Here is a 14,565-nt window from a genome sequence, read left to right as displayed (position 1 = left end):
GTCAGCCCCGGACCGCTCGCGTCCCCTGCTGCTCCCGGCCCTCGCCGACGCCCTGCTCGTACGGCAGCAGCGACGTCGTCAGCGGCGTCGTCTCCAGACGGGCGGTGATGACGAGGGTGCCCTCCTCGATCTGGTAGTCGAGGGGGAGTCCCAGACTGCGCATCGCGGCGACCATGCCGGTGTTGGAGGCCTGCGTGACGGCGTACACGCTCTCGCAGCCTGCCTCCACCGCCATCGTCACCAGGCGGCCGATCAGTTCGGTCCCGATGCCGCGTCGCTGCCACTCGTCCTCGACGAGGAGGGCGACCTCCGTCTCGTCGCCGTCCCAGAGGAGGTGGCCGAGTCCGACGATCCGGCCCGACGCCGTCTGCACGGCGAGGGTGCGGCCGAAGCTGGGGCTGAGCAGGTGGTTGAGATAGCGGTCGGCGTCACCGACCGGGCCGTGATACCGCATGCCCAGCGTGCGCGGCGAGCAGCGCTCGTGCATCGCCTTGGCCGCCTCGACGTCGGAGATGTCGGCGCGCCGCACGGTGATCGCGTTGCCCTGCGGAAGCGTCAGCAGGTCCCTGCCGCCGGGGACCCGCGGACCGAGCCGCGCGTCCAGTTCCACCAGCGCACGCGCCCGCGCGAACTCGGTGGGGGTGAAGGGCAGGTACGGCCGCTCCACCGTGATGACTCCGCCCTCGGGCGCCCGCAGCCGCATCACCGTGCCCTCCAGCGCCCCCTCGACGGGAGCTCCCTCCGCCGACCGTCCCGAGAGGGGCGACTTGGCGGGCAGGGAGCGGATGGTGCAGCGGCCGAGCAACTGCCGCAGGGCGAGAGGGAGTTCGGAAGTATCGAGAGCGGTACGGGTGGCCAGTCCCAGCACTCGGGTCGGTGCGTCCACGAGGTCGTGGGCGTCCGCGCGCTCGATCCAGGTGGCGGTGCCGCCCGCCCGTGCCACGTCACGGGTGATCTCGGACGCGGCCAGCTCGGCGGGCGCGCGCAGCAGGAGTTCGTCCACCGTGCCGTCCGCCAGGGGGTGCGTCTGCAGGCTCAGGATGTCGACCTGTCGGTGGGCGAGGGCGGCGCACAGCCTGGCCAGCGAACCCGGGGTGTCCTCGACCGTCGTGCGCATGCGCCACAGCACGGTCTCCCCGGCGGCCTCAGGCGTGCCGGGCCCCTCGCGCTGCTCCTGTTCGTCGGACGGCCCGGCCGCTCGCCGTTCGGCGAGCGGCCGGGCGCCGGTATCGCCCGTCGGCGGTGCGTGACCGTGGCGGCGTGCCCACCATGTGTGGAACCCGGCCGTGGCGACCAGGAGCACCGCCGAGATCGCCAGCAGGGCGGGGCCGTCCGGCCCGTGCCCGATCAGGTTGGCCACACCGTCGGCGACCGCCACGGCCGTGAAGAGCGCGGCGAGTTCGACGACATCGCGTCGCCAGTGGTGGACGGGGCGTCCGTGCTTCGCACGCGTCACATCAGACATGTCTGGAGTCATACCGACACTGTGAAGGAACGGTGTTGCGTGATCACGAACGCTTTGTGACTGATCGGTTAAGTGTCACTCTGCCCCTTTTGTAGTTCTTTTTTGAGGATCTTTACCTCGAACGTGCACGCGGGTGTGCGGGCCCGGTCAGCGCGCGCACGCGGTGCAGGGGCGGAGCGGGGGCGGATCCGGGCTCCGGGCGCCCCTCCGTCAGGCGGCGTCCTCCTGCGCCAGCGCCGTCCTCAGGCGGCGCGCCTGCACGACCACTCGGGACGAGCCGCGCCGCTCGGCGGCCCGCGACAGATGGTCGAGAGCGCCGCGCGCCCCGGACCTCTCGGCGCAGTCGGCGGCGACGGCCAGCAGGTCGCCGAGCCCGCGCACCGGACCGGCGCCCGACGACGGGTCCACCGCGAGCCCGGACAGCAGACTCGGCAGCAGGACGCGCAGCACGGACCACACGGTGGAGTGCGCACCCGTGGCCGCCGCCGTCCGTATCGACTCCGCCAGCCGGGACGGCTTCAAGGCACCCCGCTCCACCAGCTCCCCGAGATCCGAGCCGAGCCGCCCCGCGTCCAGGTGTCCCCGCGCGGCGAGGACCAGCAGGGCGTCCACGGCGGCGAGCCGGTCCTCCGGGTGACGGGCCGCGAGGCCGTACGCGACGGCCAGGTGCAGCGCCTCGCCGGCCGTGCCGTCGGCCTCGGCGAGGAGCGGCAGGACCGCGGCCCCGCCACGGCTCTCGTCCACGGCGACGGTGCTGATGTCGTGCAGCAGGCGCGCCGCCAGAAGCTCCCGCCGCCCCGGGACGACGGCCAGCCAGTGCTGTCGGTCCGCTGTGTCCCAGTGCCGGCAGTACCAACGGTGCTTGGACAGGGCGAAGGGGCGGCCCAGCAGCCGGAACTCCGGAGGGAACAGGCCCTGGATCTCCTCCAGTTCACCGATCTCGACGAGGACGCGGGTGCCCGATGTCCGCCGCCGGATCGCGGGCGGCGGGGACGCCTCGGAGGTGAGCCACTGGGCCAGCCGGTATCCCTCCGGACTGCCGAGGGCCCGCGCCCGCGCCGCGGCTGCCGCCGCCGTCGCCGGGTCGTCGCGGCGGACGCGCAGGAGCGCCTGGGCGAAGTCGGCCGCTCCCGGCCGGGTGTCGAGCCTGCGGTACTCGGTGAGGCGGGCGACCAGCTCGTCGGCCTCCAGGAGTCCGGTGCCCCAGGTGGGAGTGGCCAGCAGGAACGGCAGGGGCTCGGTGCGGATGCGGTACGCCACCTCCCACAGGCGCGCCTCGAAAGCCCGGGCAGGGCCGCTGTGCCGGCAGTTCGCCTCCGTGCTGCCCCGCTGGACCGCGGCGTGCAGTGTGTGCATCCCGACCGCCTCGAACACCGCCGCGACGACGACGTCCAGGCCGTGCGGCGACAGGCCGAACGGTCCGTTCCCCGTGGAGTGCCACGATGCGGCGTCCTTCCACCAGCGGCGCGCGACCACCGGGTCGAGCGCCGCCACCAGATCCTCCCGGTCGCGGTGGGCGTGCCGGACCAGTCCGTCCAGGGCGCGCTCGAACGCGGCCACGTCGCCACCGGAGACGAGCAGCGCGCCGACCTCCTCGGCCAGTTCGGCCGCCGATTCCGGCGCCGCCGCCAGCCGTGGCCGCTCGGGAACGGCAGGCAGGATCTCGTCCTCGACAACGGACACGGAGTCCAGCGCCTCGTCGCCCAGGAGCTGCCGGGCCCGAAGCCGCAGCCCCGGGCTCAGATCCGCCGCGAGCTCGCCGAGCCGATCGCGGGCGCCGCCCTTCGGGGGCAGGGCGGAGAGGTGGCGCTCCACCAGCTTCAGGGCGCGCTCCTGCAGGTCCGTGTCCTCCTGCCCGAACGCCTGCGCCACCGCGGGCAGCAGGACCTCCGTCGCGGCGGGATCGCGCCTGAGGACCTTGCCGAGGAGGACGAGTTGAGCCCGGACCAGCTTCTTCTCGGTCCTGAAGAGCACGCCCGAGGACAGCTCCGCCAGCTGCCCGGACGTCAACTCGCCGTCCAGGGCGAGCGAGGCGAGGACCGACTGGGCGTGCCCGGCGACGGCCGGGGTGGCCTCGCAGGCCAGCGCCGTCCAGTCGGCGGTTCGCTCCCGCTCCTCGTCCCGGGTGGGAGCAAGGCACGTCAACAGGCGCAGGAAGACCCGCTGGTCGGCGACCGGGCCGCCGCGCAGCAACCGCGCCACACAGGCGTCCATCATGACCTTCCGGTCGAGGACGCCCTCCCGCGTCACCGTCGCCAGCGCGTTGTACCAGCTGCCCGGGCCGTCGCCGAACCGCCAGGCGATCTCCCCCGCCGCCTGCGGCGACTCGAAGAAGGCCGTGACCATCCTGGCCGTGTCCGGGTCCTGCCGCAGCCGCTCGGCCACGGAGCCGGTGCCCTGCCACCCGGTGCCGATGTTCTCGAACCAGCCCCGGACGTAGGCGTCGGTCGTCGGGGTCGGGCTGCCGGACAGCCTCACCAGCCCCGAGAGCAGCGCGAACGGGAGCCCGGACGCCACCGGCCGGGCGGCCAGCCGGTGGGTGACGTCGGCGAGCCAGTCCGACTCCCGGTCGCCCAGTACGTGCAGGAGGACACCGGGGGACCCCTGGGACCAGCGCATGTCCGCTCCGGCGATCCACGCGGCCGCCGCCGCGGCACCCGTGTGACAGGCCGCCCCCGCCGCGTGCAGCGCGGGATACGCCGTCCGGGATTCGGCGTTCCACGGCGCCGCCCGCAACTCCTTGCGCAGATCCTTCAAGGCGGGCAGAGCGGCCCGGCGTTCACCGTCCGTCATCCCGTCCAGAAGACCGACGGCCTGCGCCGTCGACCCCGCCCGTACCGCCTTCAGCAGTGCTTCGCCGCTCATCGTCCCTCGCCCCCCTCGACCTGGATTCCCGCGAGTCCCTCGCGTCCCGCACCGGCCCGCGCCGGGTCCTCCGCACGGCCACCCCGCGCGCCCCGCCGCACCATCCGTACGGCCAGCGCGTGCTTGCAGGGGCCGCGCCCCCCGCGATACTTCGCCCACCAGAGACAGGAGCAGCTCAGCGTCCCGGCGGTGTCGCGGACGCGGTGCACGTGCCCGTCGTCGGCGGTCACCGTGCCGAGGCCGCCGTCCAGGGCGACCGCGCCCGCGGCGACCAGGGCCCGCGCCGAGCGCAGCCGCGGGTTGTGGCGCTCCACCCGCCCCGCGTCGTACGGCAGTTCCCGGTGGAAGTAGGCCGCTTCCGCGGTGTCGTACCCGACGCGGCCCGACGTGCCCAGCCGGACCAGGGCGGCCCGCACCCGCTCGGCGGTCAGGCCGGACGAGGCGGCCAGGTCGCCCACGTCGACCCGTGGCTCCCAGGCCAGCAGGACGGCGATCAACTCGGCGTCCTCGGCGGCCTCGTCGGTGGCCAGCGCGTCCAGCACCCCGCCCTCCCCGGAGAAACCGCGTGAGGCGTCCGGCGAGAGCGTCAGAGTGAGCCGCATGCCCGGCAGCACCGCTTCCCAGGCGCCCGCCGCGACGGCGTCCCCGGTGACCGGCGGGCCGTACACCCGCAGGGCCATGGCATGGCGCAGCACCCGCTGGAGGGCGATCAACCGCTCCGGACCGGGCAGGCAGACCGCGCCGGGGACCGGACGCGTCGTCGGACGCAGACTCCGGCCGGCCGGGACCACCCATCGCGGTCCGCCGGAGGCCCCGAGTGCGGTGCCGCGCGGCAGGGAACGCAGGAACCGCACCGCCTCCGCGGCAGGCAGCTCGGCGCGCAGATCGAAGCCCGCCGCGATCACCTGGGCCTCGGCGAACCCCCGCAGCCAGCGGTCGGGCAGCGGCACCTTCTTCTCGACGACCGGGCCGTCCAGCGTGGTCACGGCCATCTCGTCGGGGCCGACCCGAAGATGCAGCGGGTCGTCCCCGCCGATCCGGGACAGTGCCTCACGCAGCGGGTTGTTGACGTCGACGTTGGTCGTCCCGTGCCCGACCTCGCCGCCGTCCAGACCCGCGTCCAGCACGTCCAGCCGTGCGTACACCCCGCCGCAGCCGGAGAAGGACTCGAAGCGGAGCCGGTCGCCGTTCCCCGTCACCACCGGGTCCAGTGACGCGCGCAGCTCCCGCTGGTAGTACCGGGCGGACGCGACGTCCGCCACCGCCAGAAGACCCGCCGCCGCCACTTGAGGGGACGTCAGGAAGCCTGCGAAGAACCGTGGATGGTCCTCGATGCCCGCGGGCGTCGCACCCCGCGAGGTCTCAAGTCCCAGGCGCCGCCCGCCCGGTGCGGATTCCAGCGCGGAGGGTCGGGTGTAGGCCACGGCCTGCAAAGATCGCGTCATGGAAAAACCGTAGAGGCGACCACTGACAACAGGTCCTGACCTGCGAGGACTTGGCCGGTCACGGCGGTTTGGGGGGCCTCGTGGAGCCGCGCACCGGGGGATGACTCCGGTGCGCGGCGGACCCTTCGAGGGTACGGGATCCGAACGCCCGGCGCGGTCGCGGCGGGCGCGCACCGCTCGGCCCCGCGGAGGGCGGCCCCGGCAGCCCCTTGGTCCCCTACTGCCCCACGCGACCCGGCTGGAGTCGCTGCGTGAACAACACGGTCCCGTCCTGCTCGCGCAACCGCACCGTCAGCTCACCGCTGCCGCCGTCGATGTCCACCTCGCCGAAGAACTGGTAGCCGCCGGCGGGCGAGACGTTCGAGGCGGTCGGCGCCTTCACGAACACCCGCTCCGGTCCGAACGTGCCGTCCAGAGCGCTCGCCGGGAAGGCGCCGGCGTTGAGCGGGCCGGAGACGAACTCCCAGAACGGCTCGAAGTCCGTGAACGCGGCCCGCGAGGGCTGGTAGTGCTGGGCGGAGGTGTGGTGCACGTCGGCGGTCAGCCAGACCGTGCCCGTGATCCGCCGGTGCTTGACGAACCGCAGCAGTTCCGCGATCTGCAGTTCACGCCCCAGCGGCAGGCCCGGGTCGCCCTGCGCCACAGCCTCGATGTTCGGCTTCCCCTCCGTGGTGTCGGGCACGACGAGACCGATCGGCATGTCCGCGGCGATCACCTTCCACACCGCGCGTGAACGGGACAGTTCGCGCTTCAGCCACTCCAGCTGCTCGGCCCCGAGGATGCCCTGCGGGTCCGTGGTCTGGTCGTCGGGCGAGTTCGCGTTGCGGTAGGTGCGCATGTCGAGCACGAACACGTCCAGCAGCGGTCCGTGCCGCATGACCCGGTACACACGGCCGTCACGGCGGCCCGGCGGCAGCGTCGAGACGGGGAAGTACTCGCTGAACGCCCGACGCGCCCGGCCGGCCAGCACGTCGACGCTCTTCTCGGTGTACCGCGTGTCGGTGCTCGCGATCACCTCGCCCGGGTACCAGTTGTTGCGCACCTCGTGGTCGTCCCACTGGACGATCGACGGCACCTGGGCGTTGAACCGCCGGAGGTTGTCATCCAGCAGGTTGTAGCGGAAGTTGCCGCGGAACTCCGCCAGCGACTCCGCGACCTTGGACTTCTCCTCGGTCGTGATGTTCCGCCAGGTGCTGCCGTCGGGGAGCGCGGCCGTGGCGGCGAGGGGGCCGTCCGCGTAGATGTTGTCGCCGCTGCAGAGGAAGAAGTCCGGGTCGAGTCGGGCCATCGCGTCGTAGATGCGGTAGCCGCCGATGTCGGGGTTGATGCCCCAGCCCTGTCCCGCCAGGTCCCCCGACCACAGGAAGCGGACCCCGCCGCGCCGGCCACGCGGGGTGGTACGGAACGTTCCGGCCACCGGTTCGCCGGTGCGCCGCGGGTCGTCGGGGTCGGCGAGCAGGACGCGGTAGTGGATCTGCTCGCCGGAGGGCAGCCCCCGCAGCCGCGTGGTCCCGGTGAAGTCCGTGTCCGGCCCGAGCAACGGCCCGTGCCAACGGAGCGGACTGCGGAACGACTCGGTCGCCGAGGTCTCGACGATCATCCGGGCCGGCCGGTCGGAGCGGACCCAGACGAGCCCCGAGTCGGCGGTCACGTCACCGGCCTGGACACCCCAGCCCGCTTTCGGCCCTCCCGACCGGGCGAAGGCCGGTGCCGAGCCGAGCGCGGTGGGCAGAGCCAGGGCCGCCGACGCGGCGAGCGAGCCGCGCAGCACGCTGCGTCGGCCGGGGAGGGAACTGTGCGGGCGGTGGGACATGAGGGCGCCTCCGGGGGACGGATTCGGCCGGTGTGGACTGCCACACCTACTGGTGCGCCGCAGCGCACACGGAAACCAGAGGTGAACAACTCTCCCTGAGAGAACGGGAAAGGGCGCGGAGGCGGCGCGGCCGGCCGACACGTTCGACCGACACCTCGGGGCCCTCGGGGGCGGCGCCGGTGCTCACCGTTCCGCCCTGTCGGCACCCGCGTCGCCCTGGGCCTCGGCCATCAGACGCACGCCGTCGCGTATCCGCGCGGGCGGCAGATGCGCGTACCCCAGGACCAGTCGCACACCGTCGCGGACGGCCTCCCCGTAGTGGGCCGCCGGGCGGACCACCACGCCCGCCCGCGCCGCCCGCTCCAGGAAACGGTCCTGGGGCCCGTACCGGGCCGGGAGCGCGGCGACGGCGTGCAGGCCCGCCGCGATGCCGGACACCCGCGTCCCGGGGAAGTGCTCGTCCAAGGCCGTCACCAGCGCGTCCCGCCTCTCCCGGTAGGCGCGTTGGCAGCGGCGCAGCTGTCGGTCGTAGTCGCCCCGCTCGACGAACCGCGCCAGGAGCGCCTGGTCGAGGACCGGGTTGCCGAGGTCCATGGTCCGTTTCCGCTCGACGACCTCCTCGACGTGGGACGCGGGGACCAGCAGCCAGCCGAGCCGCAGCCCCGGAGCGAGCGACTTGCTGACGGAACCGGTGTACGCGACGTGCTCGGGGTCCAGTCCCTGGAGGGCGCCCACCGGTGCGCGGTCGTAGCGGAAGTCGCCGTCGTAGTCGTCCTCGATCACCAGCCCGTCCACCCGGCGGGCCCAGTCGAGGAGTTCGGCGCGGCGCCGCGCCGAGTACGCGATGCCGGTGGGGAACTGATGCGCCGGCGTCGTCACCACGACGCGTACCCCGGAGTTCCGGAGCGGATCCACGGCGAGCCCCTCGCCGTCCAGGGGCAGCGGTACGGTGTCGAGGCCGGCCGAGGCGAACAGTGCTCCGTGCTCCGGACTTCCGGGGTTCTCGACCCCGACACCACGTCCTCCGCGCGCGTGCAGGACGAATCCGAGCAGGGTCATCGCCTGCGCCACGCCGGAGACCACGACGACACGGTCGGGATCGGCGACCACGCCCCGGCGGCGGCCGAGGAGCGCGGCGAGAGCGGTCCGCAGCGCGGGCAGGCCGCGCGGATCCGGATACCCCAGCGCCTCGTGGGGCAGTTCGGCCAGCACACCGCGATGCGCGGCGGCCCACGCGGCACGCGGGAAGAGCAACAGGTCGGGCGTGCCCGCCACGAAGTCGGCCCGCACGCCCGTCGGCCGCGGGGAGTGGTCCCGCGCGCGCGGGGCGACCGCCCGCACCGCGCCGCCGACCCAGGTGCCCGCTCCCCGGCCGCTCCGCAGATACCCCTCCGAGCCCAGCTGCTCGTACGCCTCCGTGACCAGGCCCCGGGACACCCCGAGGTCACTAGCCAGTTCACGGCTGGACGGCAGCCGGGTGTCCGGGGCGAGCCGCCCGGAGCGGACGGCCTCGCGCAGCGCTTCCTGGAGCGCGCGTCCCCGCGCGCGTGCCGGTGCGGCCGCGGCGGGCAGCAGCAGCTCCCAGGCCGCCGCCCACGGTGCCGCACCGGACGGAGCGGGTTCCGGCGGCCCGCCGTGACTGGTCCCCGATGGCGTCATGGAAGTGGACCTTAATCCGGACCACGTCCCCTCATAGCGTCACCGTCATGAACGCCACCACCACCCGCGGCACCCTGCTCGTCGCCCTGGCCTGTGTCCTCGTCGGCGGTTCCTTCACCGCCAACAGCCTCCTCGGCGACTACCCGTACGGGGGCGGCCAGTTCCTCCGCTACGGCCTCGCCTGCCTCCTGCTGCTGCCCCTGCTCGGCGGGCGCGGAACCGCCCCGCTGCGCCTGCTCGGAGCCCGAAGGTGGACACGTCTCGCGCTGGTCGCGGCCGTCGGCATGGTCGGCTTCAACCTCGCCGTGCTCGCCGCCGAGCGCACGGCGGAGCCCGCGGTCCCGGGCGTCCTCGTGGGCTGCGCCCCGGTCGTCGTGGCCGTTCTGGTGCCCCTCCAGGAAGGACGCCGTCCGCTGCGGCGCGTGCTGTACGGGGCCTCGGTCGTCGCCCTGGGGGCCTTCGCGGTCCAGGGCTGGGGACGCACCGACGCCGCCGGAATCGCCTACTCGGCCGGCGCGCTGGCCGGTGAGGTCGGCTTCGCCGTGCTCGCCGTGCCGGTGCTGCGCCCGCTCGGGCCACGACTGCTGTCGGCCACCGTGTGCGGGATCGCCGCCGTCGAGTCGGCGGCGGCCGGGCTGATCGCCGACGGCGGGGACTGGCTGCGGCTGCCGGACGCCACGGAGACGGCCGCGCTGGTGTGGCAGGCGGTGGTGGTCACCGTCGTCGGCTTCGTCTGCTGGTACATGGGCGTGCAGCGGATCGGTGCCGAGCGCGCCACGCTCTTCTCCGGTCTCATCCCCGTCGCGGCGGCCGCCACCGCCCCACTCGTCGGAACCGGCTCCTACGGGTCGCCCCAGGCCGTCGGCAGCGCGCTCGTCGCCGCCGGAGTAGCGCTCGGGTCAGGGGCGTTGGGGCCACTCGCCGCCCGGCGAGCCGCACCCGTCGCCGCGCGGCGGGGCGGAGGTCCGGAGGCCAGGACGGTCGTGCGGGGCGGTGGCGGCGGGCGGCGTCAGGGTGTCGGCAGGGGAGAGGGGCCGAGCACGTCAGCGGCTGCCGTCGAGCAGGACGCGGGCGACGAGCGCCGGGTCGTCGTTCATGGGGACGTGGCCGCAGCCGGGCAGCCGCACCAGCCGCGCGCGCGGAATGATCTGCTTGGCCCGGACGCCCTGGCGGCGCACCAGCAGCCGGTCACGGGTGCCCCAGGCCACGGTGACGGGCAGCGCGGGGATGTCGTCGGTGAACTGGACGGTCGTCCCCGCCCGCAGGGTCTCGGTGAACGCCTCGGCATGGGCCAGCGCGAGGGTCTCGGCGACGACCGCCTCGGGTGAACGGCGGGCGGGGCGGGCGTAGATGCTGCTGGTCAGCACCGTCCGTCCGGCGGCCGAACGGGAGAGCCGCTCGACGACCGGAAGGGGCATGCGCCGTGCCGCCTGACGCATGGCGAGCAGTACTCCGAACGCGTACCTCCGCTCGACCGGCGACCAGAAGCCCGCCGGCGAGAAGGTCGTGACGGACCGTACGAGCTTCTCGCGGCCCAGTTCCAGCGCCAGCAGCCCGCCCAGCGAGTTGCCGGCGACGTGCGGGCGCTCGATCCCCAGTGCCTCGCACAGCGCGCCGAGCACCGGCACCACCGTCGACAGGTCGTGCGTGAGCCCGTCGGGAAGTGCCGGGGACGCGCCGAAACCGGGGAGGTCGACGGCGATGACGTCCCGCTCGCCCGCGATCAGCGGAATGACCGGGTCCCAGGCCTGCCGGTGATGTCCGATCCCGTGCAGCAGGAGCAGCGGTTCACCGGTGCCCACGCGCGTGTAGGACAGCGTGACCGTCCTCGGGCCGTGCGGGGAGGGGACGCTGAAGGAGACCGTGTCGGACATGGTGCTGCTCCTCGTCTGGGACGCGGGGAAGGACTGACTCGTAGACAGCTTGTCAGCAACTGCTACCGACGGGTAGCCCCTACTCGTCATCAACCCCACGAGGCCGCCGAGCGACCCCGCCCGGGCCGATCACGGCGGCGGTTCCGCCTGGACAGGAAGGGGAGCGTCGGGTGGGATGGTCCGGTGGCAACCGACATCGCGACCGACGTGTTCGAAGAGCACCGGCCCGTCCTGACCGGCGTGGCGTACCGCATGCTCGGGCGGGTGGCCGACGCCGAGGACGTGGTCCAGGACGCCTGGCTGCGCTGGTCCGCCGCGGACCGGTCCGACGTGCGTGAACCGCGTGGCTACCTCGTCCGCGTCACCACCCGCCTCGCCATCGACCGGCTCCGCCAGATCCAGTCGCGCCACGAGGCCTACGTCGGACCGTGGCTCCCCGAGCCGTACGTCACCGACTTCGCGGACACCGTGGAGGACGGCGCCGAACGCGCCGTCCTCGCCGACACCGTCTCGCTGGCCGTCCTCGTCGTCCTGGAGTCCCTCTCGCCCCTGGAACGCGCGGTGTTCGTCCTCCGGGAGGCGTTCGGCTACCCCTACGCCGACATCGCGGCCGTCCTCGACCGGGGTGAACCGGCGGTGCGCCAACTCGCCGGGCGGGCCCGCAAGCACGTCGAGGAGCGTCGGCCGCGCTACGAGGTCGACCCGGCCGAACGCAGGGATCTCACCGAACGGTTCCTCGCGGCGGCCGTGGAAGGCGACCTGGAAGGCCTGATGTCCTTGCTGGCGCCGGACGCACGTCTGATCGGCGACAGCGGAGGCCTCTCCAAGGCGCCGCTGCGCGTGCTCGACACCGCCGACAAGATCAGCCGGTTCATCGTCGGCGCCGGCCGCAAGGGTGTGCCCGAGCTCTCGTTCCGCTTCCTCGAACTCAACGGCGGTGTCGCGGCCGTCGCGATGTCCGCCGGGAAACCGGACACCGTCTTCCAACTGGACGTCGCCGACGGGCGCATCAGGTGCGTCTATGTCATCCGCAACCCGGAGAAACTCGTGTCGCTCCCCGGCGGACATCCTGACGAGAGTCCGGCCCCGTCCGCCCGCGACACCGGTTCCGCACCGCCCTCCGCTTGACCGCAGTGCAGCGAAAGCCCCCGCCCATCTGGCCGGGGGCTTTCGGCGTTGTGTCGCGAACGTCGCCCAGCGCGAACGCCCCGTGAACGCTGTGCTGCAACGCGCCTGTGGGTTCCCCAAGGATCGAGGATTGGTCTTGACCAAGGGTGGGGGCGGCCCTATGGTCGCAGGGATAGTGCAGGAACCTTTAATAAACAAGGGCGCTAAAACGCCGCCGGGACACGGCGATTGCGGAGGCACAGGGTGGGGACCACGCAGTTGGAATCGGTGCCGGAACCGAAGTACTGGCATCTCAAGACCGTGCTCAGCGAGGCGCTGGACTCCGAGTTCACCGTGGGCGAGATCCTGCCCAACGAACGTGACCTCGCGGCCCGGTTCGGCGTCGCCCGGGCCACGCTGCGCCAGGCGCTCGAACAGCTCGAACTCGAAGGCCGCCTGCAGCGCCGCCGGGGCGTGGGCACCACGGTCGCCCCGCCGCGCGTGGGCGTGGCCGTCGGCAACGAACAGCACGTGTGGCCGGGGGCGGCGGGGGACGCCTGGCAGGCCGCCGACTGTGTCGTCGCCGCACCGCCCGCGCCGGTGGCCGGCTTCCTGGAGGCCGCCCAGGGCGAGCTCGTGCACACGGTGCGCCGGTCCCGCGTGACGCACGGCCAGCCCGTCGCCGCCGAGCTCCTCTACGTCCCGGCGTCCTCGGTGCCGGACCTGTCCGCCATCGACGCGCCCTCGGGTGCCGCACGGGCGCGTGCGGTGCTGCGCGAACTGCAGCGTCTGGAGCTGGAGGGTCAGGACCGCGCCGTGGAGCTGGGCTCGGCCCGCGCGGACGACGCCCGCGAACTCGACCGCCTGCCCGGCGCGCCGGTCCTCGTCGTCACGACCCGCTTCTTCGCCGGGGGACGCACCGCGGCGGTCTCCGTGGCCACGTACCGTGCGGACACCTGCCGGCTCACGTTCGGCGTCTCCGGCGGCGTGGAGATCCACCACGACCCGGAACGCCGCGCCTCCTGAGCCGCCCGGCCGGGGCCTCGCGCCCCGCCGAACCGCACCGTGTCACCCGCTCCGCGCCCCGGACCCCTCCGGGGCGCGAACCGTTTCCCCGCCGCCGTCCGCACGAGGTGCGCGGCCCCCGGGTCAGCGGCGGGCCGTCACCGTTCCCTCCACGGCGAAGAGCTGCTCCTCGACGTGGTCCAGGGCCAGGCGCAGGGCGCCGGTCGCGACGGCCGCCTCGCCCAGCAGGGAGAGGGCGACCTTGGGCGGGCGCAGGCAGTAGCGCGCCAACTCGCGCCGCAGCGGCTCCAGTACGCCGTCCAGGCCCGCCGCCCAGCCGCCGATGACGACCAGCTCCGGATCGAGGGCGAGGGCGAGCGCGGCCACGTCGTGCACGAGCCGCTGGATGAACCGTTCCATCGCGGCGCGTGCCCGCTGGTCGCCGTCCTTGGCCAGTGCGAAGACCTTGGCGACCGCCTGCTCGTCGAGCGGATGCAGCGGCTCGTCCGTCGTGGACAGCAGGGTCTCGGGCGTGACGTCGCGGCCCAGCAGATGCAGCGCGCCGATCTCACCGGCCGCCCCGCCGTACCCCCGGTGCAGCCGCCCGCCGATCAGCGAACCGGCTCCCGGGCTCAGCCCCGCGAGGACGAACACGACGTCGTCCGTCTCGGTCGCCACACCCTTCCAGTGCTCGGCCACCGCCGCCGCGTTGGCGTCGTTCTCCACGAGTACCGGGCATTTGAACGAACGGCTCAGACGTTCGCCCAGGGGCAGGCCCGTCCACTCGGGCAGCGCGGTGCCGAGCCGCACGGTGCCGTCGGCCTCCACGATGCCGGGGCTGCCGACCCCCACCGCCCGCAGGGAACTGCGGGCCACACCGGCCCGGCGCAGCAGCTCGGCGACCGCGATCCGCAGCCGTTCCAGCCGCTCGTCGGCGGACGCCGTCTCGTCCACGTCCTTGGCCATCGCGCCCATGACACGGCCGTCCAGGTCCGCGAGGAGCGCGGCGACACGGTGCGGGCCGATCTCCAGGCCCAGCAGGTGCCCCGCCTCGGCCCGGAACCGGTACCGACGCGCCGGGCGTCCCTGACGGCGCGTGGCACCCTCCTCGGCCGCCTGCTCGACGACGAGTCCGTTCTCGATGAGTCCCTCGACGACGCCCTCGACCGTGGGCCGGGACAGCCCCGTCACCCGGGTGACCTCGGTGAGGGTCGCGCAGTCCGTGGCACGCAGGGCGTGCAGCACCACCGCGGAATTGATCCGTCGCAGCAGAGAGGGATCCCCGCCGGTCAACTGCCCCAACGTCCATCCTCCCAGCTTGTGCGCGTGTTG

General features: G+C 73.9%; 9 protein-coding genes and 1 pseudogene. 3 read left to right on the top strand and 7 right to left on the bottom strand.

Annotated features, from left to right (window positions below):
• Position 1: 1 nt before the first annotated feature.
• From B0675_RS32395 to B0675_RS32375, 5 genes are all read right to left on the bottom strand, one after another.
• Positions 2–1,465: a GNAT family N-acetyltransferase gene (locus B0675_RS32395; RefSeq protein WP_081223166.1), complete on the bottom strand. Its 1,464-nt coding sequence runs from the start codon at positions 1,463–1,465 to the stop codon at positions 2–4.
• 210 nt (positions 1,466–1,675) lie between these two features.
• A complete protein-coding gene (locus B0675_RS32390; protein ID WP_081223165.1) occupies positions 1,676–4,330 on the bottom strand; it encodes a DUF6493 family protein in 2,655 nt (884 codons plus the stop codon).
• Positions 4,327–5,775, bottom strand: coding sequence for an SWIM zinc finger family protein (locus B0675_RS32385; RefSeq protein ID WP_107482890.1), 1,449 nt, complete (start codon positions 5,773–5,775; stop codon positions 4,327–4,329). The genes B0675_RS32390 and B0675_RS32385 overlap by 4 nt, the downstream gene beginning before the upstream one ends.
• Positions 5,776–5,992: 217 nt before the next feature.
• Positions 5,993–7,588 carry an alkaline phosphatase D family protein gene (locus B0675_RS32380; protein ID WP_081223164.1) on the bottom strand — a complete coding sequence of 532 codons (1,596 nt, stop codon included), beginning with the start codon at positions 7,586–7,588 and terminating at the stop codon, positions 5,993–5,995.
• Positions 7,589–7,771: 183 nt separating this feature from the next.
• A complete protein-coding gene (locus tag B0675_RS32375) occupies positions 7,772–9,247 on the bottom strand; it encodes a PLP-dependent aminotransferase family protein (RefSeq protein ID WP_081223163.1) in 1,476 nt (491 codons plus the stop codon).
• Here B0675_RS32375 and B0675_RS32370 point away from each other — a divergent pair.
• A pseudogene (locus B0675_RS32370) lies at positions 9,238–10,131 on the top strand (EamA family transporter); the annotation flags it as partial. The gene B0675_RS32375 and the pseudogene B0675_RS32370 overlap by 10 nt on opposite strands.
• A gap of 159 nt (positions 10,132–10,290) precedes the next feature.
• Here the strand turns inward: B0675_RS32370 and B0675_RS32365 are convergent.
• Positions 10,291–11,121, bottom strand: coding sequence for an alpha/beta fold hydrolase (locus tag B0675_RS32365; protein ID WP_081223162.1), 831 nt, complete (start codon positions 11,119–11,121; stop codon positions 10,291–10,293).
• Between the two features lie 183 nt (positions 11,122–11,304).
• Between B0675_RS32365 and sigJ the strand changes: the two genes are divergently transcribed.
• Both sigJ and B0675_RS32355 read left to right on the top strand, forming a co-directional pair.
• Entirely contained in the window at positions 11,305–12,249 is a 945-nt protein-coding gene (gene sigJ, locus B0675_RS32360) for an RNA polymerase sigma factor SigJ (protein ID WP_081223161.1), read from the top strand.
• 243 nt (positions 12,250–12,492) lie between these two features.
• Positions 12,493–13,254: a GntR family transcriptional regulator gene (locus tag B0675_RS32355; protein WP_081223160.1), complete on the top strand. Its 762-nt coding sequence runs from the start codon at positions 12,493–12,495 to the stop codon at positions 13,252–13,254.
• 123 nt (positions 13,255–13,377) lie between these two features.
• On the opposite strand, the gene B0675_RS32350 is transcribed toward B0675_RS32355, so the two are convergent.
• Positions 13,378–14,535, bottom strand: a complete 1,158-nt coding sequence (locus B0675_RS32350; RefSeq protein WP_081223159.1) for an ROK family transcriptional regulator — start codon at positions 14,533–14,535, stop codon at positions 13,378–13,380.
• Positions 14,536–14,565: the final 30 nt, after the last annotated feature.

The organism is Streptomyces sp. M41(2017) (assembly GCF_002078175.1).
In the GTDB taxonomy this organism is placed as follows: Bacteria; Actinomycetota; Actinomycetes; order Streptomycetales; family Streptomycetaceae; genus Streptomyces.
The sequence above is the reverse complement of the archived record's forward strand: the minus strand, read 5'-3'. Positions and strand labels throughout refer to the sequence as shown.

Coding starts and splice junctions, on each gene's coding strand:
- B0675_RS32395 (WP_081223166.1), bottom strand. CDS start 1,465: ATGTCTGATGTGACGCGTGCGAAGCACGGACGCCCCGTCCACCACTGG.
- B0675_RS32390 (WP_081223165.1), bottom strand. CDS start 4,330: ATGAGCGGCGAAGCACTGCTGAAGGCGGTACGGGCGGGGTCGACGGCG.
- B0675_RS32385 (WP_107482890.1), bottom strand. CDS start 5,775: ATGACGCGATCTTTGCAGGCCGTGGCCTACACCCGACCCTCCGCGCTG.
- B0675_RS32380 (WP_081223164.1), bottom strand. CDS start 7,588: ATGTCCCACCGCCCGCACAGTTCCCTCCCCGGCCGACGCAGCGTGCTG.
- B0675_RS32375 (WP_081223163.1), bottom strand. CDS start 9,247: ATGACGCCATCGGGGACCAGTCACGGCGGGCCGCCGGAACCCGCTCCG.
- B0675_RS32365 (WP_081223162.1), bottom strand. CDS start 11,121: ATGTCCGACACGGTCTCCTTCAGCGTCCCCTCCCCGCACGGCCCGAGG.